The following is a 22,097-nucleotide window of genomic DNA, read 5'->3' on the forward strand; positions in this document are numbered from 1 at the left end:
TCGTCCTGCGGTCTCCCCCGGTCACCCATTGTGGGGCCGCCCACTGACAACGGGGCCCGGTCCGGGCCCCGTCGCCGTTCAGCGGCGGCCGCGCCGCCGGGGGCCGCCGCCGTCGTCGTCGCCGGTGTCGGCACCGCTTCCGCCGGCGTCCGCACCCTCGCCGCGCCGCCCGAAGATGTCGTCCGCGAGCGTCGGCGCCTCGGAGGCGTCGTCCCCCCGGCTCTCCGCGGCCCACTCCGGACGCCGCCGCGCCTTGCGCCCGCGGTCGTCGTCGGCCTCCGACGACCAGTCGGCGTCCGCGCCGGGCCTCGGCATCTCGCGCGTCCGCATGCTGTCCGCGTCGTCCGCGGGGGCACCGGCCGCGGGGGCACCGGCCGCGGGGGCACCGGCCGCGGGGGAATCGGCCACAGGAGCACCGGCCGAATCCTTGGCCCCGTCGCCGGGCTCCTCGGGCCGGAAGAGCCAGTCCGGGACGCGGTCCACCGGGTCCTCGGTCCGCTCGGAGCCGACGGGTCGCTCGGAGCCACCGGGCCGCTTCGCCGACGGCTTCCCGGCCGCCTTGCCCGGGCCACCGGCCTTCGCGCCCGCCTTGCCCGGGCCACCCGAGTCGCCCGCCTTGCCCTCGCCCTTCGAACGGCCCGCGTCGTCCGCCTGGGACCGCACGCCCCAGGTGACCCGCTGAGCCGACGGGACCGTCGGCACCGGGGGCAGCACCGTCGTCTCGTCCTCCGCGCCACCCGCGCCCGCGGACCCGGAATCGTCCGGACGCACCGGCGGCAGCAACGCGGTCTCGTCCTCCGCACCTGCGGCCCCGTCCCGAGCGGCGCCCGGGACGGCCCCCGACCCGCCGGAACGCACCGGCGGCAGGTACGCCGTCTCGTCCTCCGCACCCGCGGGGTGCCCGGCAGCCGTACCGGTGGTCGGCAGGACAGTCGTCTCGTCCTCCACACCACCGGCACCGCCAGCACCGCCCGCATCGGCCTCACGCGGATCGGGCCGGTGCACGAGCGGCGTCTGGACGGTCAGCGTCTCGTCCGCGTCCCGCATCAGCAGCGTCTCGCGCGGGTCGGGGCGGTGCACGGACGGGGCCTGAAGCTTCTCGGTCCGCTCCGGGTCGGTAGAAGCCTTCTTCTCCGCGCCGGAGACCTCCGAGGGCTCCGAAGACTCGGACGCCTTCTTCGTCAGATCGGCAGCCTTCGCCGCACCCGCGGCCGAACCGCCGGTACCCTCCCGCAGCACAGCCTGCTCCACCGTAGGCACCTCATCCGCCCCGGAACCGGAACCGGAACCAGAACCAGAAGCAGTCACCCCGGAGTCGGAACCAGCCGCCGTCCGCGCCGCCTCCGCGCGCAGCAGCGCCTCCTCGGCCTTGCGCTGCTTCTCCCTGCGCCGCTCCTCGGCCTCGGCGCGCAGCCGCGCCTCCTCCTCGGCCTGCTTGCGCAGCCGCTCCTGCTCCGCGAGGCGGGCGCGCTCCTCCGCCTCGCGGCGCCTGCGCTCCTCGTCCGCGAGCCGGCGCGCCTCCTCGGCGCGCTCGCGGGCCTCCTCCGCCTGCCGCTCGGCCTCCCGGCGGCGGGCCTCCTCGGCCTCGTGGCGCTTGCGCTCCTCTTCCTCCGCGCGCAGCTTGGCCAGCTGCTCCTGGCGCTCGCGCTCCAGCCGCTCCTCCTCGGCCTTGCGCGCCGCCTCCTCCTCCGCCTTGCGGCGGGCCTCGGCCTCGGCGGCCCGGCGGGCCTCCTCGCGGGCCTCGATCTCCCGCGCCGACAGCGGCAGGACCTCGTCGAGGCGGTGGCGGACGACGGTGGTGACGGCCTCCGGCTCCTGCCCGGCGTCGACGACGAGGTAGCGCGCCGGGTCGGCCGCGGCCAGGGCGAGGAAACCGTTCCGGACCCGCTGGTGGAACTCGGCCGGCTCGGACTCCAGCCGGTCGGGCGCCTCGGTGAAGCGTTCGCGCGCGGTCTCCGGGGAGACGTCCAGCAGCACCGTCAGGTGCGGAATGAGCCCTTCCGTCGCCCACCGGTTGATCCGGGCGATCTCCGTCGGGGACAGGTCCCGGCCGGCGCCCTGGTACGCCACGGAGGAGTCGATGTAGCGGTCGGAGATGACGACCGCGCCCCGCTCCAGCGCGGGACGGACCACGGCGTTGACGTGCTCGGCGCGGTCGGCGGCGTACAGCAGCGCCTCCGCCCGGTCGGAGAGCCCGGCGGACGCGACGTCCAGCAGGATGGCCCGGAGCCGCTTGCCGATGGCCGTCGCCCCCGGTTCGCGGGTGACGACGACCTCGTGGCCCTTGGAGCGGATCCAGTCGGCGATCGCCTGCACCTGCGTGGACTTGCCGGCGCCGTCGCCGCCGTCGAAGACCAGGAAGAAGCCGTTGGCCGCGGTCGCCCGGACCGGATCACCGTCGCGGACCGCGTCCAGCAGGTCGCGGTGGAACGGCACGCCGTGCCGGTCGTCGGTCCTGCCGAGCACGAGCGCGCCCACGGGCAGCAGCAGCGCCCCCACCAGCATCAGCGTGAACGCCGCGCCGCCGTGCGCGAAGACGAAGCTGCCACTCTCGGCCCGGTGCGGACCGATGAGCGCGGCGAGGACGGGCGCGACGACCGCGGACAGCACCACGGTGACGCGGACGACCGCGTGCAGGTGCTCGGTGGTACGGGGCCGCCGCTCCTCCTCGGTCTCCTGATCGAGGAGGGCATGCCCGGTGTTGGCGACGACGCCGGCGGAGACGCCCGCGAGGAGGACGAGCAGCAGCACGGTCGTGGGGTCGGGCACCAGCCCGGCGGCCAGCAGCGCGAGGCCCGTCACGGCGAGCGAGAGGGCCAGCAGCCTGCGGCGGGAGAAGCCGGGCAGGATCCTGCCCGCGGTCCGGATGCCGACGACGGGCCCGCCGGTGAGGGCGAGGGCCAGCAGCCCGAAGCTCACCGGGCCGCCGCCCAGGTCGTACGCCTGGAGGACGGCGACGCCGAAGGCCGCGGCGACCGCCCCGGCGACGGCCGCGCAGGCGAGGACGAAGACGGGGATGGCGCCGGTCCTGCCCTTGTCGGGCGTCTGACCGTTCTTCGGCCGGCGCAGGCCCTCCAGCGGGGAGCGCATGGTGAAGGCTCGCGCGCCGGGGAGGGACAGGAAGTAGACGATCACGCCGGAGGCGTTGAACAGGGCCGCCGCGAGGTACGAGCCGAGGGCCGGCTGGTGCGTGTGGAACCAGTCGATGCCGGAGCCCAGCAGGTTGCTGACGAGCGTGATGGCCACGAGGGCCGCCGCCGCGACCGGCAGGGCGACGAAGGACGTCCGCAGCGAGAGCCGCCGCAGGGCGTCGTGGTGGTCGGGGAGCGGCCGGACGGCGTCGCCCTCGGGGGGCGGCCCGGGCAGCAGGGACGGCGCCACACCGTCCTTGGCCACGGTCCACACGCGCTCGGCGACCCCCAGCAGGAAGGCCGTGACCAGCAGCGACGCGAGTGCCTTGCTCTCCGTGAAGTCGATCCACACCGGGGCGACGGCCAGCAGCAGCGCCCGGACGGCGTCGGCGCCGACCATCGTCCAGCGCCGGTCCAGCGGGCCCGAGGGGGCCAGCAGCGAGGAGAGCGGGCCGAGCAGTACCGCTCCGAGGAGCACCGTCGCGAGCAGCCGCGCGCCGATGACGGCGGCGACGGCGAGGGCGGCGCCCTGATACCCGCCGCCGAACGAGCCGGCGGTGGCCGCCGCCTGGAGCGCCAGCAGCAACAGGACCAGCAGACCGAGGGCGTCACCGACGCCTCCGGCGGCCTGGGCGCTCCACAGCCGCCGCAGCGACGGAATGCGCAGCAGGGCACGGACGGCACGCTCGCGGGAGTCCGCGGCCAGTGCCCCTGAGGGAGAGGTCACCACTGTTGGCTGCTCGGCTCGCGTCATCCTGCCAGCCTATCCGGAGCGTCTGAATACCAACCGCCACGACGAACAAGTGCTCGAAACGGGCGCTCGAAGAACGCGGGGAACAGCCCGCGAACGACCGGGCGGCGGAACCGGAATCCGGCCCGCCGCCCACTTCGTCACACCGCCGCCCGCCCCGTCACGGCCGCCCCCGGAGTCACTCCGCCTTGGCGGCAGCGGCCTTCTTCGCGGTGGTCTTCTTGGCCGCCGCCTTCTTCGTGGTGGTGGTCTTCGCCGCCGCCTTCTTGGCCGTCGTCGTCTTCTTCGCCGCGGTCTTCTTGGCGGGCGCCTTCTTGGCCGCCTTCTTCGCGGTCTTCTTGGCCGGCCCCTTCGCCCGCTTCTCCGCGAGGAGCTCGTAACCGCGCTCCGGCGTGATGGTCTCCACGTCGTCGTCGCGGCGCAGCGTCGCGTTGGTCTCGCCGTCCGTGACGTACGGGCCGAAGCGGCCGTCCTTGACGACCACCGGACGCTCGCTGACCGGGTCGGTGCCCAGCTCCTTCAGTGGCGGCTTGGCCGCGGCCCGCCCGCGCTGCTTGGGCTGCGCGTAGATCGCGAGGGCCTCCTCCAACGTGATGTTGAAGAGCTGGTCCTCGGTCTCCAGGGAGCGTGAGTCGGTGCCCTTCTTCAGGTACGGGCCGTAGCGGCCGTTCTGCGCGGTGATCTCCACGCCCTCGGGGTCGGCGCCGACCACGCGCGGCAGCGACATCAGCTTGAGCGCGTCGTCGAGGGTGACCGTGTCGAGGGACATGGACTTGAAGAGCGAGGCCGTCCGCGGCTTGACCGCGTTCTTGCCGGTCTTGGGCGTGCCCTCGGGCAGCACCTCGGTGACGTACGGGCCGTAGCGGCCGTCCTTGGCGACGATCGGGTGGCCCGACTCCGGGTCTGTACCGAGCTCGTACTCGCCGCTCGGCCGGGCGAACAGCTCCTCCGCGTACGTCACGGTGAGCTCGTCCGGCGCCAGGTCGTCGGGCACGTCCGCCCGCTGGTGGCCCTCGGTGTCCTTCTCGCCGCGCTCGACGTACGGGCCGTAGCGGCCGACGCGCAGCACGACGCCCTCGCCGACGGGGAACGAGGAGATCTCCCGGGCGTCGATCGCGCCGAGGTCGGTCACCAGCTCCTTGAGACCGCCGAGGTGGTCGCCGTCGCCGTTGCCCGCCTCCGCGGCCTTGCCGGTGGCCTCCGCCGAGCCCTCGCCGAAGTAGAAGCGGCGCAGCCACGGCACGGCCTGGGCCTCGCCGCGGGCGATGCGGTCGAGGTCCTCCTCCATGGCGGCGGTGAAGTCGTAGTCGACGAGCCGCCCGAAGTGCTTCTCCAGGAGGTTGACGACGGCGAAGCTCAGGAAGGACGGGACGAGCGCCGTGCCCTTCTTGAAGACGTAGCCGCGGTCGAGGATGGTGCCGAGGATGGACGCGTAGGTCGACGGGCGGCCGATCTCGCGCTCTTCGAGCTCCTTGACCAGCGAGGCCTCGGTGTAGCGGGCGGGGGGCTTGGTGGCGTGGCCGTCGGCCGTGATCTCCTCGGCCGTCAGCGCGTCGCCCTCGGTGACCTGCGGCAGTCGGCGCTCGCGGTCGTCGAGCTCGGCGTTGGGGTCGTCGGCGCCCTCGACGTACGCCTTCATGAAGCCGTGGAAGGTGATCGTCTTGCCGGAGGCGCTGAACTCGGCGTCCCGGCCGTCGGAGGCGCGGCCCGCGATCCGGACGGTGACCGAGTTGCCGACCGCGTCCTTCATCTGGGAGGCGACGGTCCGCTTCCAGATGAGCTCGTAGAGCCGGAACTGGTCGCCCGTCAGCCCGGTCTCGGCCGGGGTGCGGAAACGATCACCCGAAGGACGGATGGCCTCGTGGGCCTCCTGGGCGTTCTTGACCTTCCCCGCGTAGGTGCGCGGCTTCTCCGGCAGGTACTCCGCTCCGTAGAGCTGGGTGACCTGGGCCCGCGCGGCGCCGACCGCGGTGTCGGACAGCGTCGTGGAGTCCGTACGCATATAGGTGATGAAGCCGTTCTCGTACAGCTTCTGGGCCACCTGCATGGTCGCCTTCGCACCGAAGCCCAGCTTGCGCGACGCCTCCTGCTGGAGGGTGGTGGTGCGGAAGGGGGCGTACGGGGAGCGGCGGTACGGCTTGGACTCGACCGAACGGACGGCGAACGACGTGTCGGCCAGGGCCGCGGCCAGGGCGCGGGCGTTCGCCTCGTCCAGGTGCAGGACCTGGGAGGCGTCCTTGAGCCGCCCGTTCGCGCCGAAGTCACGGCCCTGGGCGACGCGCCGGCCGTCGACGGAGGACAGCCGGGCGGTGAAGGTGCCGGGCTCGGCGGCGTCGCCGCCGCGGCCGGTGGCAAAGGTGCCGGTGAGGTCCCAGTACTCCGCGGAACGGAAGGCGATGCGCTCGCGCTCGCGCTCCACGACGAGGCGGGTGGCCACGGACTGCACCCGTCCGGCGGACAGCCGGGGCATGACCTTCTTCCACAGGACCGGCGAGACCTCGTAGCCGTAGAGGCGGTCGAGGATGCGCCGGGTCTCCTGGGCGTCGACAAGCTTCTTGTTCAGCTCGCGCGGGTTGGCGACGGCGGCCTGGATGGCGTCCTTGGTGATCTCATGGAAGACCATCCGGCGGACCGGGACCTTGGGCTTGAGGACCTCCTGGAGGTGCCAGGCGATCGCCTCGCCCTCGCGGTCCTCATCGGTGGCCAGGAAGAGCTCGTCGGACTCGGCCAGCAGCTCCTTGAGCTTCTTGACCTGGTCCTTCTTGTCGGCGTTGACGACGTAGACGGGCTGGAAGTCCGCGTCGACGTTCACACCCAGGCGGGCCCACGGCTCGCCCTTGTACTTCGCCGGGACCTCGGCGGCCCCGTTCGGCAGGTCACGGATGTGCCCGACGCTCGCCTCGACGACGTATCCGGGGCCGAGGTAGCCCTTGATCGTCTTCGCCTTGGCAGGCGACTCGACGATGACGAGTCGGCGGCCGCCCTGTGCGGTCTCGCTGGTCGGGGACAACTTCGCTCTTCTTCCGGTCGCAATCGGCATGGGAGTTGCGGTGACGCTGCGGAGTGTGACGGTACATCCCGCCCCCGTGTCAAACGGGGAAAGCCCGCAACGCCACTCGAACGGTAACCCGACAAGCGTCCTGTCTGCCGCCCGGACCGTCACACCATCGGGAGGATCGCGTCGCCGACAGCACTGAGGCGACGGTATCCGGACGATACGGGACACGCCTCACGAGGCGACCAACATCACGATCCGGCGTTTCGACCCTCCGACAGCGCGTGAAGAGTTCCGTGCGCACTCCGTCACGACCCGGGCGTTCCCTCCCTTAATCTCCGCTTAATCTCCGTTCACTTTCGGTCACCTGCTCACTTTCAGTCATCCACTTCAGTCATTCACGGTCAATCGGAACCCGTCATTCACCCTGCCTCGGGCGTCAGAAAGCCCTGTTCGACCAGGAGCCTGATCGCCTCGGGCGTCCGGTCGCGCAGCAGCACCGGGTCCTCCCCGACGAGCTGGGCGATGGCGTCGAGGATCCGGCCCGCGCTGAGAGACCCGTCACACACCCCGGCGAACCCGGCGCCCACCGTGTCCACCTTGGTGGCCCGGCGCATGCCGCGGTTCTGGCGCAGCACCACGTGCTCCGGATCCTCGGCGCCCGGCAGGCCCACCTGCTCCTGGACGACCTCCGGGGCGAGCCGGAAATGGGCGCTCAGCAGCGCGGCGTCGTCGTGCGTGCGCAGGAACTCCTGGCGCTCGAAATGGGCGCGGATGCTCGCTCCGAGCGGCTGCTCCACCGGGTGCGGCCACTCCTCGGCGATCACGGACGGCCGCTCGGACCCCGACTTGTGCAGCGTGATCCAGCCAAATCCGACCCCCCTGGTCCGCCGCGCCTCGAACTCCTCCAGCCACGCGTCGTACCGCGCCGCGTACTCCCCGGGAGCCGTGCGGTGGTCCCCCGCGTCGCGCAGCCACAGCTCGGCGTACTGGGCCACGTCCTGGACCTCGCGCTGGACGATCCAGGCGTCGCAGCCCGCCGGGACCCAGGACGACAGCCGCTCCCGCCAGTCCTCGCCCTCCACGTGCTGCCAGTTGGCGAGCAGCTGGCAGTAGCCGCCGTCGTTGAGCCGGGCCGCCGCCCCGCCCACCAGCGTGCGGCAGAGGTCGTCCCCGCCCATGCCGCCGTCCCGGTAGGTGAGCCGGGCGCCGGGGGAGATGACGAAGGGCGGGTTCGAGACGATCAGGTCGTACGTCTCGTCCGCCACGGGCTCGAACAGCGAGCCCTGGCGCAGGTCCGCCTCCGGCGCGCCGGACAGCGCGAGCGTGAGCCGTGCGAAGCGCAGGGCGCGCGGGTTCAGATCGGTCGCGGTGACCCGGCCCGCGTGCTGGGCCGCGTGCAGCGCCTGGATGCCGGAGCCCGTGCCCAGGTCGAGGGCGCTCGCGACCGGCGTGCGGACGGTGATGCCGGCGAGCGTGGTGGAGGCGCCGCCCACCCCGAGGACGAGCTCCGAGCGGTCCGTCCCGGCCGGGCCCTCGCCGCCCCCGGCGATCCCGCCCGCGCCGCCGACCGCGCAGCCGAGGTCGGAGACGATCCACCAGTCCTGCCCGTCCGGGCCGCCGTACGGACGGACGTCCACGCTCGCCCGGACGGCGTCGCCGTCCCGGACCAGCCAGCCGTCGGCGAGGCAGTCCGCCACCGGTAGCGCGGCGGCCGCCCGAGCGTACGGGACGGGCCGCTGCAGCAGGAAGAGCCGGACCAGCGTCTCCAGCGGGCCGTCCCCCCGGGTGGCGCGCAGGGCGGGGACGGTCTCGCTGCGCGCGAGCGCGGCGTAGGCGGGGGCACCGAGCAGTTCGAGCAGACCGTCGGCCGTGAAGGCGGCGGCGAGCAGGGCGTCGCGCAGCCGGGCGGTGCGCGCGGGATCGTCGGTGGAAGGCAGCGTACTCACGGGACCATTGTCGGGGGCACCACTGACAATCGGTGAAAGGCCGGCGCCTCCCCCGACGGCCCGCCCGGTGCTACACCTTCGCGGGCGCGGGCGGGGTGGCCGCGGGGATCTGGCAGGAGGGCTGCTTCTTCATCGCCTGGCCGGCGTCGCCCGACTGGAACTTCTTGAGCGCGTCGCCGCTCTTGCCACTCAGCTTCCCGAGGTCCTCGGCCATGTTCTTGAGCCCGTCGGAGAACTTCTCCCGGTCGGACGTGTCGAGCGCGTCGACCTTCGTCTTGAGGCTCTTGTACGACGCGGCGAGGTCCTTGAGCGCCTTGACGGCGTTCTCCTGGTTGGCCTGGCCGTCGTCGACGGGGGGCGGGCCCGCGTTCTGCACGGACATGGCGAGGGAGTTGTAGGCGTCGACGTTGGCCTGGAAGGCCGCCGAGTCGGTCTGCTGGACCTTCTTCGAGTCCTGCTCCGTCCGCACGGAGGTGATCGAGGCGTTGGCCTGCTGGATCTTCTTGACCTGGGGCTGCATTGTGTCGCAGACCTTCTTGGCCCAGTCGTCGAGCTTCTTGGCCTTGTCCTCACCGCCGCCGCTGTCGCATCCCGTCAGCGCCAGGACGAGCGCCGCACCGCCGGACAGTGCGGCCAAAAGCTTCTTGTTCACCGGATCGGTCCCTTCGATGGCTCTCGGCCCCGGAACTTACACGTCCCGCCGGTACGGCCCGCGAGCCGAGCATCCCATATGACCTCCTACCTCGCCATTTACGGCAATCCGATGTGGCATTCGCCGCGCCGGACGGCCCCTGTCCACAAGGGACGGGCGCGACCGGACGGCTGATGACACACCGTCCGGCCACGCCCGTCCCGCCCGGGCGTGTCCCGCCGTCAGGACACCACCGCCGGGTCGGTCGGCTGGGCCGACAGGTCGGCGTTGCCGTCCACGGCGACACCGCGCCGCTTGGACACGTACACGGCACCGACGATGACCAGTCCGGCCAGGACCGCCACGCCGATCCGCAACGGCCTGCTCGCGTCCGCGCCGTACGAGAACTTCACCACCGCGGGCGCGATCAGCAGGGCCACCAGGTTCATCACCTTGAGCAGCGGGTTGATCGCCGGACCCGCGGTGTCCTTGAACGGGTCGCCGACCGTGTCGCCGATGACCGTGGCCGCGTGCGCCTCGCTGCCCTTGCCGCCGTGGTGCCCGTCCTCGACCAGCTTCTTGGCGTTGTCCCAGGCGCCGCCGGAATTGGCCAGGAACACGGCCATCAGGGTGCCGGCGCCGATCGCGCCCGCCAGGTACGAACCGAGCGCGCCGACGCCCAGCGCGAAGCCGACCGCGATGGGCGCCATGACGGCGAGGAGTCCGGGCGTGGCCAGCTCGCGCAGCGCGTCCTTGGTACAGATGTCGACCACGCGGCCGTACTCGGGCTTCTCGCTGTAGTCCATGATCCCGGGGTGCTCGCGGAACTGCCGCCGCACCTCGTAGACCACCGAACCCGCCGACCGGGAGACCGCGTTGATGGCGAGGCCGGAGAAGAGGAAGACGACGGCCGCGCCCAGGATCAGCCCCACCAGGTTGTTCGGCTGCGAGATGTCCATATTGAGGTTCATCGCGGTGGTCTTCGCGCCCACCTCGTCGGCCGCCGTCCCGATCGCGTCGCGGTACGAGCCGAAGAGCGCGGACGCCGCCAGCACCGCCGTGGCGATGGCGATGCCCTTGGTGATCGCCTTGGTGGTGTTGCCCACCGCGTCGAGGTCGGTCAGCACCTGCGCGCCGGCGCCCTCGACGTCCCCGGACATCTCGGCGATGCCCTGCGCGTTGTCCGAGACCGGGCCGAAGGTGTCCATCGCGACGATGACGCCCACCGTGGTCAGCAGGCCGGTCCCGGCGAGGGCGACGGCGAACAGCGCGAGCATGATGGACGTACCGCCCAGCAGGAACGCCCCGTAGACGCCGAGGGCGATCAGCACGGCGGAGTAGACCGCCGACTCCAGGCCGATGGAGATGCCGGCGAGGACGACGGTCGCGGGGCCGGTGAGCGAGGTCTTGCCGATGTCCCGCACCGGCCGCCTGCCGGTCTCCGTGAAGTAACCCGTGAGCTGCTGGATGAGCGCCGCCAGCACAATGCCGATGGCCACTGCGACGAGCGCCAGCACGCGCGGGTCGCCGCCGTGGCCACTGATGTCGGTGTCGTCGATACCGTCCAAGTCCGCGTAGCTGGACGGCAGGTAGGTGTAGACGGCGATCGCCACGAGGGCGAGGGAGATCGCGGCCGAGATGAAGAACCCCCGGTTGATGGCCGTCATCCCGCTGCGGTCCGTGCGGCGCGGCGCCACCGCGAAGATGCCGATCATCGCGGTGACCACACCGATCGCGGGCACCAGGAGGGGGAAGGCCAGCCCGGAGTCGCCGAAGGCCGCCTTGCCGAGGATCAGGGCGGCGACGAGCGTCACGGCGTACGACTCGAAGAGGTCGGCCGCCATGCCCGCGCAGTCGCCGACGTTGTCGCCCACGTTGTCGGCGATGGTGGCGGCGTTGCGCGGATCGTCCTCCGGAATGCCCTGTTCCACCTTGCCGACCAGGTCGGCGCCCACGTCGGCGGCCTTGGTGAAGATGCCGCCGCCGACCCGCATGAACATGGCCAGCAGCGCCGCGCCGAAGCCGAAGCCCTCCAGCACCTTGGGCGCGTCGGCCGCGTAGACGAGGACGACGCAGGAGGCGCCCAGCAGGCCGAGGCCGACGGTGCACATCCCGACCACGCCACCGGTACGAAACGCGATCTTCATGGCCTTGTGAGAAGCGCTCGTGGCGTCCTGCCCGCCGGCGGCCGCCGGAACCGCTCCGTCGGCCGCCGGAAGGCCCGCGCCCGGCCCGCCCGTCACGAGCGTCGCCTCACGCGCCGCCGCGGCCACACGCACATTGCTGCGCACCGCGAGCCACATTCCGATATAGCCGGTGGCCGCGGAAAAGAGCGCACCGACCAGAAAGAACGCCGAACGCCCGAGCCGCTGCGACCAGTTGTCCGCCGGAAGGAGCATGAGGAGGAAGAACACGATCACGGCGAATGCGCCGAGCGTCCGCAACTGACGTGCCAGGTAGGCATTCGCGCCTTCCTGTACAGCCGCGGCAATTCTTTTCATGCTCTCGGTGCCTTCGCCGGCCGCCAGCACCTGTCGCACCAGCACCACGGCCACCACGAGGGCCGCGAGTGCCACGGCCGCGATGACGATCACGAGGACGCGGTTGCCGGAGGTCAGCTCGACCGCGAGATTCTGAGTGAAGTCCACCTGTTCAGGGGTGAAGGGCCCCGCCATTCGTCCTCCTTGACGTTTGGCACATGGGCGCGCAGCCGGACCGCTCGCACGGGACGGCCACCACGCTCAGGCGTCCTGAGCTCAAGATGGACGGATTGTAGGGAGCATGACGAGATCAAAACAGTGCGCCACAAACGGAATGAGTCTTCGCCGGGACTTCGCCGGCGCCTCGTCGATGGAGAACGCGTGAATGATCCGTACGGCCGGACGGGCCGGCGGGTGAAGATCCGGTAATTCGGCCCCGCCATTACCGGACGCGGCGAAGCCGCCATTACCGGCCCGACAGAAAAGCGCGGACGGACAACGGAATTCCGCCGCAGCCGCGGCTACGACGGATCAGGCAGCCCGTCACTACGCCGACCGGCTGACGCGGGGCTACGGCAGAACGGTGGCCGGAGTCGTCGGCCAGCTCATCCGGATGACGCCGCCGTGCTCGTCCGCGGACACCTCGACATCGTCGACCAGCCCGCTGATGACGGCGAGGCCCATGTCGTCCTCGCCCTCCCCGGCGTCCTCGTGCTCGGCCACCGACGTCACGGCGGTGCCTCCCACGACGACCTCGGCGACGACCGCGTGCGGCGCGTCGTCCCCCACCTCGATGGAGAACTTCTTCTCGTCCTCGGTCAGCCGGACCCGGACCGGGGAGCTGATGCCGCCGCTCCGGTGCAGGCCGACGGCGCGCGAGCACGCCTCACCCACGGCGAGCCGCACCTCGTCCAGCACGGCCTCGTCGACGCCCGCCCGGCGCGCCACCGCCGCCGCCACGAGGCGAGCGGTGCGGACGTGCTCGGGAAGGGCACTGAAGAGCAGTTCGACGGTGGCCATCCCATCCCCCTCAGTCGTACGTGCCCTCCCCCTCGCCACCGGGGCAGGGCAACATCACGGAGGAACCGAGCGGCTCGGCCCGGCACCCCCGCGTACCGAAATCGTCAGACGACCGTCAGTCGGTCGCCTGCACCGCGTCGTCGACCGAGGTGTGGATCGGGAACACCTTGGTCAGACCGGTGATACGGAAAATCTTGAGAATGCGCTCCTGGTTGCAGACCAGGCGCAGCGAGCCCTCATGCGCCCGCACCCTCTTCAAGCCACCGACCAGCACGCCGAGACCGGTCGAGTCGAGGAAGTCGACCCGCTCCATGTCCACGACGAGGTGGTAGCTGCCGTCGTTGACAAGCTCGACCAGCTGCTCACGCAGCTTGGGCGCGGTGTACACATCAATCTCGCCACCCACCTCGACAACCGTACGGTCGCCAACGGTCCGGGTCGACAGGGACAGGTCCACGGATCCTCCAGCACCTTGCATCGAGCGGTCGCCCCCCATGGATCGGCAGCCGCGATGGCATTCAATCACTTACCGGCAGGCGCGCACGACGCCTTGACGCCATTGTCCGTCACGCCAGTGACACACTCGATGTCGATGGCCAACGATCAACTCCCGCCGGAGGCGGGCGTGCACCCCATTCCCCGGGCGGTCCTGGACAGGCTCGCCACCGGGGCAGGCCGGGCTGCACGCATCACTCATACGGAGCACTTGCCCCCTCGACCCGGACGTCATGCCGCCTGGCCCGAGAAGATCCGGCCGGAAGTGATCGATGCCATCCGGGCCGCCGGCATCACCCGGCCGTGGGCCCACCAAGCCCTGATGGCCGAGCACGCCCTGCGCGGCGAATCCGTGGTCGTGGCCACCGGAACCGCCTCCGGGAAGTCCCTCGCCTACCTCGCCCCCGTCCTCAGCACCCTCCTGGACGGCTCCGAGGCCCCCAACGGCCGCGGCACCACCGCCCTCTACCTGGCCCCCACCAAGGCCCTCGCCGCCGACCAGCGACGGGCCGTGCAGGAGCTCGCCGCGCCCCTCGGCAAGGCCGTCCGGCCCGCCGTCCACGACGGCGACACCCCGTTCGAGGAACGCGAGTGGGTGCGGCAGTACGCCAACTACGCGCTCACCAACCCCGACATGCTCCACCGCTCGATCCTGCCCTCCCACCCGCGATGGGCCTCCTTCCTGCGCGCCCTGCGCTACGTCGTCGTCGACGAGTGCCACACCTACCGCGGCGTCTTCGGCTCCCACGTCGCCCAGGTGCTGCGCCGACTGCGCCGGCTCTGCGCCCGCTACGGCTCCGAACCCGTCTTCCTGCTCGCCTCGGCCACCGCCTCCGAACCCGCCGCCGCGGCGACCCGCCTCACCGGCGTCCCGGTGGTGGAGATCACGGACGACGCCTCGCCCCGCGGCGAACTGGTCTTCGCCCTCTGGGAGCCACCGCTCACCGAGCTCCACGGCGAACGGGGCGCGCCCGTCCGCCGCACCGCCACCGCCGAGACCGCCGACCTGCTCACCGACCTCGCCGTACAGGGCGTCCGCACCGTCGCCTTCGTCCGCTCCCGGCGCAGCGCCGAGCTGGTCGCCCTCATAGCCCAGGAACGCCTGGCGGCCGTCGACCGCTCCCTCCCCTCCCGCGTCGCCGCCTACCGCGGCGGCTACCTCCCCGAGGAGCGCCGCGCCATCGAGCGCGCCCTCCACACCGGTGAACTGCTCGGCCTGTCCGCCACCACCGCCCTGGAACTCGGCGTGGACGTGGCCGGGCTCGACGCCGTCCTCCTCTCCGGCTACCCGGGCACCCGCGCCTCCCTGTGGCAGCAGGCCGGCCGCGCGGGCCGCCGCGGCCAGGGCGCCCTGGCCGTGCTCGTCGCCCGCGACGACCCGCTGGACACCTACCTGGTGCACCACCCGGAGGCGCTGTTCCGGCAGCCCGTGGAGGCCACCGTCCTCGACCCCGACAACCCGTACGTCCTCACCCCCCACCTGTGCGCGGCCGCCGAGGAACTCCCGCTCACCGAGGACGACCTGTCACTCTTCGGCCCGGAGACACGGAGCCTGCTCACCCGGCTCGAACTGCGCAAGCTGCTGCGCCGCCGCGGCTCCGCCTGGCACTGGACCCGCCGCGAACGCGCCGCCGACCTCACCGGCATCCGGGGCGAGGACGGACGCCCCGTCCAGATCGTCGAGGAGGGCACCGGACGGCTGCTGGGCACGGTGGACGCGTCCGCCGCCCACACCACCGTCCACGAGGGCGCCGTCCACCTCCACCAGGGCCGCAGCTACCTCGTCCGCCGGCTCGACCTGGACGACTCCGTGGCCCTGGTCGAGGAGGCCGACCCGCCTTACTCCACGACGGCCCGCGACACCACGACCGTCTCCGTCCTGGAAACCGGCCGGGAGATCCCCTGGGGGGACGCACGGCTGTGCTTCGGGTCGGTGGAGGTCACCAACCAGGTCGTCTCCTTCCTCCGGCGCCGGATCATCACCGGCGAGGTCCTCGGCGAGTCCAAACTCGACCTGCCGCCGCGCACACTGCGCACCCGGGCGGTGTGGTGGACCGTCACCGAGGACCAACTCGACGAGGCCCGCATCCCGCCGGAAGCCCTCGGCGGCGCCCTGCACGCCGCGGAACACGCCTCCATCGGCATGCTCCCGCTCTTCGCCACCTGCGACCGCTGGGACATCGGGGGCGTCTCCGTCCCCCTCCACCCCGACACCCTCCTGCCCACCGTCTTCGTCTACGACGGCCACCCGGGAGGCGCCGGCTTCGCCGAGCGCGCCTTCCACACGGCCGCCCGCTGGCTCGCCGCCACCCGCGAGGCCATCGCCGCCTGCGAGTGCGCCTCCGGCTGCCCTTCCTGCATCCAGTCGCCCAAGTGCGGCAACGGCAACGACCCCCTCGACAAACNCGGCTTCGCCGAGCGCGCCTTCCACACGGCCGCCCGCTGGCTCGCCGCCACCCGCGAGGCCATCGCCGCCTGCGAGTGCGCCTCCGGCTGCCCTTCCTGCATCCAGTCGCCCAAGTGCGGCAACGGCAACGACCCCCTCGACAAACGAGCCGCCATCCGCCTCCTCACCCGCCTCCTGGCCGACGCCCCGACGGAGACGGACATCCCTCCGTCGTCGGGCCCGACGGAGGCCGAGGAAGGGCAGGAGAGCTGAGAGGCGCGGGGAGGGCCGGGTGAACCGGGGCGCCCTGTCTCGCTCTGCCCCGCCTCACCCGCGCTCGTAGCGACGCGTGCCGTCCCCCGTCACACGGCCCCCGGTGGGGTGCGGCACGGCGTCCCCAGAGGCCGGAGGCGGCGAACGGCGCCGCGCAGAGCAGCGGCGCACCGCCTGCCGGCGCTCCCAATCCCACGGCGGCTCCGATTTGTAACCACCCTCCCCGCTGCCCACCGGTCCGGCAGGTCACCGACCCGCCATCCTCAGGGCGCCGCCCCGGCCGGCCTCACCGGTATCGCAGGCTCAGCCGGCCCCACCGCCCCCGTCCACGAGACGGGCCCCGCCCGCGACCGCACCCGTGCGGTGTACGGCCCGGCCTGTGCCTCGGCGGCGACGTCGGCGACCTCGCCCGTCACGGCGCACCTGACCACGGCCGCCCGCTGGGCGTCAGCGACTCTGCGGGCGAGGCCGCACGCCGCCTCCTGGCCCAGGAGGGCGTGGTCGGCGGCGGCCAGGGCCGCCAGGTCCGCCGCGCCGCCCGCGCGGTGCCGGGCGAGGACCGCCTGGCTCATGGCGAGCAGGGCCACGAAGACCGCGCAGAGGGCTGTCACGGCGACCGCCGTCCACACCGTGGCGGAGCCCCGGTCGCCACCGGCCCGGTGGTCACCCCACCGCCTCCCCCGTTTCCTCCGCAAGGGCCACCGCCTCCCCACCGAGCCGGACCGCGAGCGGTCCGGGACCGGTCGCCCGGGCCTCCACCCGCACTCTCACGAGATCTCCTTCCCTCGTCAGGGCCACCCGGGCCCCGGCGGGTGCCGCCGACCGGGCCGCGGCGACCACCGCGGGCCCGGGGTCCGACCGGGCGGCCGCCCGGGCTCCGGCCCGCGCCGCGTCCACGCACTGGAGTTGCGCCGAGGCGGCCGTCAGCCCCCAGATGAGGGTCATGCCGACCAGGACCAGCGCCGGCAGGGCCATGGCCGTCTCCGCCGTCACCTGGCCGCCGTCAGAACGCCGCATGGAGCGCCTTCTCGATGAGGGCCTGCAACGCGGCGCTCACGGCACCGCTGGTGACNGAGGGTCATGCCGACCAGGACCAGCGCCGGCAGGGCCATGGCCGTCTCCGCCGTCACCTGGCCGCCGTCAGAACGCCGCATGGAGCGCCTTCTCGATGAGGGCCTGCAACGCGGCGCTCACGGCACCGCTGGTGACCACCTTGTAGAGCACCGCCGCCAGCGCGCAGGCCGCGAGCGTGCCCACTGCGTACTCGGCCGTCGTCATGCCGGCGTCCCCCACCGGCCTCGTCCGGCACCTGAGCCGCGTCCACCACCGCATGACCATCACTGCCTCCTCGTTCTCCTCGTTCACCGATTGCGTTCACTGGTTGCGTCCACTGGTTCATTCGCCGATTGCGTTCGCCGCTTCCGCTCCGGGCGCATGGCCCGGGCCCTCCCGTGATCCAGTCCGCCGGGAAGCCGTCCTCCCACCGATCGCCTTGCGGTGTCGGCCCGTTCACCCGCCGGACAGCAGCCCGCTCGCCAGGCCGATCACCATGGGCACGACCCCGACCGTGAGGAAGGCCGGCAGGAAGCACAGCCCCAGCGGAGCCGTGGCCAGCACGCCCGCGCGTCTCGCCCTCCCCGCCGCCGCCCGGCCCTGCGTGGCGCGCAGGCGGCCGGCGAGCCGGGACATGGTGTCCACGGCGGGAACCCCTGTCGCCTGGGCCCGTTCGAGGCACACGGCCAGCCCACGGGCGCCCGGGAGTTCACCCAGCCGCCCCCAGGCGACCAGCGGGTCCCCGCCCAGGCGCACCTCGGCGGCGGAGCGGGCCAGCCGGTCCCCCACGGGCCCGCCGAGCGAGCAGCCGACCGCTTCGGCCGCCTCCCCGGGCCCGGCACCGGCCGCCAGGCAGGCGGCCAGCAGGTCGGCGGCGAGCGGCAGTTGACGCCACACCTCTCCCGCCGGGACGGCGTCCCGCGCCGCAGCGGTACGGGACGCTCTCCCGCGCCACCACCACATCCCTCCGGCGGCCGCGGAGCCGGCAACCCACCCGCCGGCTCCGCCGACCAACACGAGCCCTGCAACACCCGCCGCGGCAGCCGGCAACGCTCTCCTGACGACAACCGGTCCCGTCGTCCGTGACCGCAGCCACGCCCGGGCCCCGGCCGGCCCGCCGACGCCGAACACCCATGACGGGCGCCGCCGCGCGGACTTCGTCCGGTACGCCTTCCGCAACGCGGCCACCGCGCCGGAGGCGACGACCACCAGGACGGCCGCCAGCACGACGGCCGGCCCGAGGCCTTCGACGTCGCCTCCGCCCGCCCGGATCACGTGCCCTCCTTCCCACCGGACGCGGCGTGCACGATCCGCCGCGTCCAGGCCAGACCGGCGCCTTCGAGGAGCCCGCCCAGGGCGAGACAGCCGAGGCCGGCCGGCGTGTGCAGCAGGACCCGCAGCGGGTGGGCGCCGAGGGCGCCGCCCATGGCGAGGGCGACGGCGGGCAGCAGGGCGAGCATGACGCCGGTGGACCGGACGCCCGCCAACTGGGCGGTCAGATCCTCCCGCTGGTCCCGTTCGGCGGAGAGCGCGGACCCCACCCGTTCGAGCCCGGCCGCCAGCCCGGCACCGCCGTCGACGGCGACCTGCCAGCACGCGGCCACCCCGGCCAGCCCTTCGGCGCCCTCCTGCCGGCCCGCTTCCCGCAGCGCGGCGGGGACGTCCCCGCCGAACCGCGCGGCCGCCGGGACCGCGCTCCAAGCCGGGCCCAGGGCTTCACCACGGAACGCTCTCACCGCCTCGCCCGGCTGACGGCCCGCCCGCAACTCGCCCGCGACCGCCCCACACAGCTCGATCACCGCTTCGGAGCGCCGTTCCCGTGCGCGCCGACGCCGCCGGGCGGCCAGCCGGCGTCTCACCAACGGCACGGCCACCAGCGCCGCGAGCGGCGGCAGGAAGGAGTCGCCCAACAGGCCGACGGCACAGCCGACCGGCAGACACAGCAGCTCGCGCCGGGCCCGCGCGGACGCCACCACCCGGGCCGCCCCTTCGAGGAGCCACCCCGGCAGGACAGGCGCCCAGGCTCCCAGGGCGCCTCCTCCCGCGAACAGAAGCCGCGCCCGCCTGAGTTCCGCGCCACGGCGGACTGCCACCCGGGCCACCACGGCGGTACAGAACAGCAGCACACCGAAGAGCGGGGACGGTGACATCGAAGCCGGGCCAGTCATGACGCACCCCCGCCCACGGCCGCCCGGCCTCCGGGCCCGCACGGCACGCTCCCGCCCCGGCCGCACAGCGCCATCAGCCGTTCCCAGCCCGGCGCCCGGTCGAAGCCGACCGGGCCCCACCGCGCGGCGGGTACGGTGGTCACGAATCCGGCCGGGTCCCGGTCCAGCACGTGCACTTCGGCGACCCTGCGGCGGCCGCCGCGGTCCCGCACGAGGTGGATGACCACCGACAGGGCGGACGCCAACTGGCTGTGCAGGGCGGCCCGGTCGAGCCCCGCCGTGGACCCGAGGGCCTCCAGCCGGGCGGGCACGTCCGCCGCGGCGTTGGCGTGCACCGTGCCGCAACCGCCTTCGTGCCCCGTGTTCAACGCGGCCAGTAGATCCGTGACTTCCGGGCCGCGCACCTCGCCGACGACCAGCCGGTCCGGCCGCATGCGCAGCGCCTGCCGGACCAGGTCCCGCAAGGTCACCCGGCCGGTCCCCTCCTGGTTGGCGGGCCGGCTCTCCAGCCGCACCACGTGCGGGTGGTCCGGCCGCAGTTCGGCCGAGTCCTCGGCGAGGACGATCCGTTCGTCCGGGGCGACGAGGCCCAGCAGACTCGACAGCAGGGTGGTCTTGCCGGACCCCGTGCCACCGCTGATGACGAAGGAGAGCCGGGCGTCCAGCACGGCGCGGAGGAGCCACTGCCCGCTGGGCGGCAGCGTGCCGGCCGCGGTCAGCTCGTCCAGGGTGAAGGCCCGCGGCCGGACGACGCGCAGGGAGAGGCAGGTCGACCCTACGGCCACCGGGGGCAGCACCGCGTGCAGCCGGGTGCCGTCGGGCAACCGGGCGTCCACCCAGGGGCGGGCGTCGTCCAGCCGGCGGCCGGCGACGGCGGCGAGCCGCTGCGCGAGCCGGCGGACGGCCGCGGCGTCGGGGAACGACACGTCCACCCGTTGGAGGCCCGCCCCGCGGTCCACCCACACCCGGTCGGGCGCGGTGACGAGGACATCGGTGACGTCGGGTTCGGCGAGCAGCGGCTCCAGCGGTCCGGTGCCGACGAGTTCGGAGCGCAGCCGGGAGACGATGCCCAGCACTTCGGCGTCGCCGAGCAGCCGGCCCTCCTCGCGCAGGGCCTCGGCGACCCGCGCCGGAGTGGGATCGGCTCCCGTGCCCGCGAGCCGCAGCCGCACGGCGTCCAGGAGCCCGGTGTTCAGCACCGCGTTCATGACCGCGCCCCCGGCCCCTCGGGCAGGGCACGTGCCCAGAACTCCGCGCAGAAGGCGGCGAGCGGTCCCCGTTCGGCGCCGCCCGGGGGACGTCCGGAGATCAGCGCCTCGGCCAGGCCGGGCTCCACCGGAACCTCACCCGCGAGCGGGAGTCCCAGGAGCCGGGCGATCTCCTCGCCGTCGAGCCCGGGACCGCACGGGCCCCGGACGACCAGCCTCAGATCGCCCATCATCATGCCGATCGCCGACGCCACGCGGTGCGCGGCGGCGACGGCCCGCAGCTCGGAGGGGACCACCAACAGGCCCAGGTCCAGCTGGCCGAGGACCTCGACGGCGGACCCGTCCGTTCCGCGCGGCAGGTCCACGACCACCACCCCGCCGCGCCGCCGGGCGGCGGCCAGGACGGCGCGCACGGCCTCGGGCGGCACGTCGCAGTCGCTGCGGTCCCAGCTGAGCAGGCGCAGGGAATGCGGCTCGGGCAGCACCTCCTCCAGGGCCCGGCCGGCCATGCGGCCCCGTGATCCCGCGAACGCCGGCCACCTGAGCCCGTCGGCCCGTTCGGCCCCGAGCAGGACGTCGAGGCCGCCGCCCAGGGGGTCGGCGTCGACCAGCATCGTGCGGCGGCCGGTCCGTGCCGCACCGATCGCGAGGGCGCACGCGAGCGTGCTCGCCCCCGCCCCGCCGCGCCCGCCGATCACGCCCACGGTGAGCGCCGGGGCGTCCGCGTCCTCCACGGAGTCGGCGATCCGGTCGACCAGCCAGCCCTCCTCGTCGGGCAGCAGCGCCACGTTGCGGGCGCCGACGCGGACGGCCCGCTGCCAGATTCCGGGGTCGGCGGGCTCGCGTCCGACGAGCACGATGCCCTCGCGGTGCGGGAGGCCGGCCAGCCGGTCCGCGCACTCGTCACCGACCAGCACCAGGGACGCCCGCCCCCATGTGGTCCGCTGTGCCGGCGTCCCGTGGGCGACCTCGGGCAGCGCCCCCGCCGCCGCGCACAAGCGCAGCAGATCGTCGAGCAGGTTCTCGTCCTCGGTGACAATCAATGGCCCGCCCGGCGTCGCCGCGGGCCCGCCCGGCGTTGTCACGGCGGCCGTCGGCCAATCGGATGTCTCGGGTCCGGTCACGGTCCCTCCCCCTCTCCGGCGCGCCCCATGGCGCGCTCTCGCATCCGCGAACATCGCGGAACTCGTGGGGAATCACCGTGCAGTGCACCGGGAAATCGTGTGGATCTTGGTGAAAAACTGTGGACAACTCAACGGTTGTGAATATCCCGCTCACCTATACCGGTGACTTCCCCAGCGCAGCGCAACGATTACGCACAGTTACGTGTATGAAGGAGGGAGGACGGGCGCCGATCGGGGCCCGCGGAGGGCGGAGGAGGCCCGGGAGAATGCTCGAAACGCATCCGGACATGCGACGACCCCCGCCGGGGGGGAGAGCGGGGGTCGTCCCCACGGCCGACTCGGGGGGGGAGGAGTCGGACCGGGTTAGACACGGTCGCGAACGATCCGTGACTTCCATGGTGTACCCGAGAGCCTTCTCAGGCAAACCCACACG

The 22,097-nt window shown here is 73.4% G+C and carries 15 protein-coding genes; 1 reads left to right on the forward strand and 14 read right to left on the reverse strand.

What is annotated here, in order from left to right:
• Positions 1-78 precede the first annotated feature (78 nt).
• From tmk to bldG, 7 genes are all read right to left on the reverse strand, one after another.
• Positions 79-3,885, reverse strand: a complete 3,807-nt coding sequence (gene tmk / locus HN013_RS14620) for a dTMP kinase (protein WP_171166559.1) — start codon at positions 3,883-3,885, stop codon at positions 79-81.
• A gap of 175 nt (positions 3,886-4,060) precedes the next feature.
• A complete protein-coding gene (gene topA, locus HN013_RS14625; protein WP_171166560.1) occupies positions 4,061-6,892 on the reverse strand; it encodes a type I DNA topoisomerase in 2,832 nt (943 codons plus the stop codon).
• A gap of 407 nt (positions 6,893-7,299) precedes the next feature.
• Positions 7,300-8,826: a methyltransferase gene (locus HN013_RS14630; RefSeq protein WP_171166561.1), complete on the reverse strand. Its 1,527-nt coding sequence runs from the start codon at positions 8,824-8,826 to the stop codon at positions 7,300-7,302.
• A gap of 70 nt (positions 8,827-8,896) precedes the next feature.
• Positions 8,897-9,478 carry a small secreted protein gene (locus HN013_RS14635; RefSeq protein ID WP_312018602.1) on the reverse strand — a complete coding sequence of 194 codons (582 nt, stop codon included), beginning with the start codon at positions 9,476-9,478 and terminating at the stop codon, positions 8,897-8,899.
• A gap of 221 nt (positions 9,479-9,699) precedes the next feature.
• Complete coding sequence (locus HN013_RS14640; RefSeq protein WP_171166562.1) at positions 9,700-12,132, reverse strand: sodium-translocating pyrophosphatase; 2,433 nt, start codon at positions 12,130-12,132, stop codon at positions 9,700-9,702.
• A 375-nt stretch (positions 12,133-12,507) separates the two neighbouring features.
• Positions 12,508-12,957: an ATP-binding protein gene (locus HN013_RS14645; protein WP_171166563.1), complete on the reverse strand. Its 450-nt coding sequence runs from the start codon at positions 12,955-12,957 to the stop codon at positions 12,508-12,510.
• Positions 12,958-13,072: 115 nt separating this feature from the next.
• Positions 13,073-13,414: an anti-sigma factor antagonist BldG gene (gene bldG / locus HN013_RS14650; RefSeq protein ID WP_004939779.1), complete on the reverse strand. Its 342-nt coding sequence runs from the start codon at positions 13,412-13,414 to the stop codon at positions 13,073-13,075.
• A 54-nt stretch (positions 13,415-13,468) separates the two neighbouring features.
• Between bldG and HN013_RS14655 the strand changes: the two genes are divergently transcribed.
• A complete protein-coding gene (locus tag HN013_RS14655) occupies positions 13,469-16,111 on the forward strand; it encodes a DEAD/DEAH box helicase (protein WP_171166564.1) in 2,643 nt (880 codons plus the stop codon).
• 263 nt (positions 16,112-16,374) lie between these two features.
• On the opposite strand, the gene HN013_RS14660 is transcribed toward HN013_RS14655, so the two are convergent.
• The 7 genes from HN013_RS14660 to ssd all read right to left on the reverse strand — a co-directional run bounded on the left by HN013_RS14660 (position 16,375) and on the right by ssd (position 21,583).
• Positions 16,375-16,806: an Rv3654c family TadE-like protein gene (locus tag HN013_RS14660; RefSeq protein ID WP_171166565.1), complete on the reverse strand. Its 432-nt coding sequence runs from the start codon at positions 16,804-16,806 to the stop codon at positions 16,375-16,377.
• The gene (locus tag HN013_RS14665) at positions 16,775-17,128 is read right to left on the reverse strand and encodes a TadE family type IV pilus minor pilin (protein WP_171166566.1); all 354 of its coding nucleotides are present in this window, start codon (positions 17,126-17,128) and stop codon (positions 16,775-16,777) included. The genes HN013_RS14660 and HN013_RS14665 overlap by 32 nt, the downstream gene beginning before the upstream one ends.
• 123 nt (positions 17,129-17,251) lie before the next feature.
• A complete protein-coding gene (locus HN013_RS14670; protein ID WP_171166611.1) occupies positions 17,252-17,449 on the reverse strand; it encodes a DUF4244 domain-containing protein in 198 nt (65 codons plus the stop codon).
• Between the two features lie 171 nt (positions 17,450-17,620).
• Entirely contained in the window at positions 17,621-18,436 is an 816-nt protein-coding gene (locus tag HN013_RS32365; protein ID WP_398979706.1) for a type II secretion system F family protein, read from the reverse strand.
• Positions 18,436-19,332 (reverse strand): type II secretion system F family protein, encoded by an 897-nt coding sequence (locus HN013_RS14680; protein WP_171166567.1) that lies wholly within the window; start codon positions 19,330-19,332, stop codon positions 18,436-18,438. The genes HN013_RS32365 and HN013_RS14680 overlap by 1 nt, the downstream gene beginning before the upstream one ends.
• On the reverse strand, positions 19,329-20,540 hold the full coding sequence (locus tag HN013_RS14685; RefSeq protein ID WP_249375012.1) for a TadA family conjugal transfer-associated ATPase: 1,212 nt from the start codon (positions 20,538-20,540) through the stop codon (positions 19,329-19,331). The genes HN013_RS14680 and HN013_RS14685 overlap by 4 nt, the downstream gene beginning before the upstream one ends.
• Positions 20,537-21,583, reverse strand: coding sequence for a septum site-determining protein Ssd (gene ssd, locus HN013_RS14690; RefSeq protein WP_398979666.1), 1,047 nt, complete (start codon positions 21,581-21,583; stop codon positions 20,537-20,539). The genes HN013_RS14685 and ssd overlap by 4 nt, the downstream gene beginning before the upstream one ends.
• Positions 21,584-22,097: the final 514 nt, after the last annotated feature.

The organism is Streptomyces sp. I05A-00742, from assembly GCF_013055795.1.
GTDB lineage: Bacteria > Actinomycetota > Actinomycetes > Streptomycetales > Streptomycetaceae > Streptomyces.

What these genes read in the sequence shown, in the direction of transcription:
- tmk (WP_171166559.1), bottom strand. Translation starts at nt 3,885, where the DNA reads ATGACGCGAGCCGAGCAGCCAACAGTGGTGACCTCTCCCTCAGGGGCA.
- HN013_RS14640 (WP_171166562.1), bottom strand. Translation starts at nt 12,132, where the DNA reads ATGGCGGGGCCCTTCACCCCTGAACAGGTGGACTTCACTCAGAATCTC.
- HN013_RS14645 (WP_171166563.1), bottom strand. Translation starts at nt 12,957, where the DNA reads ATGGCCACCGTCGAACTGCTCTTCAGTGCCCTTCCCGAGCACGTCCGC.
- HN013_RS14665 (WP_171166566.1), bottom strand. Translation starts at nt 17,128, where the DNA reads ATGCGGCGTTCTGACGGCGGCCAGGTGACGGCGGAGACGGCCATGGCC.
- HN013_RS14670 (WP_171166611.1), bottom strand. Translation starts at nt 17,449, where the DNA reads ATGGTCATGCGGTGGTGGACGCGGCTCAGGTGCCGGACGAGGCCGGTG.
- HN013_RS14680 (WP_171166567.1), bottom strand. Translation starts at nt 19,332, where the DNA reads ATGACTGGCCCGGCTTCGATGTCACCGTCCCCGCTCTTCGGTGTGCTG.
- HN013_RS14685 (WP_249375012.1), bottom strand. Translation starts at nt 20,540, where the DNA reads ATGAACGCGGTGCTGAACACCGGGCTCCTGGACGCCGTGCGGCTGCGG.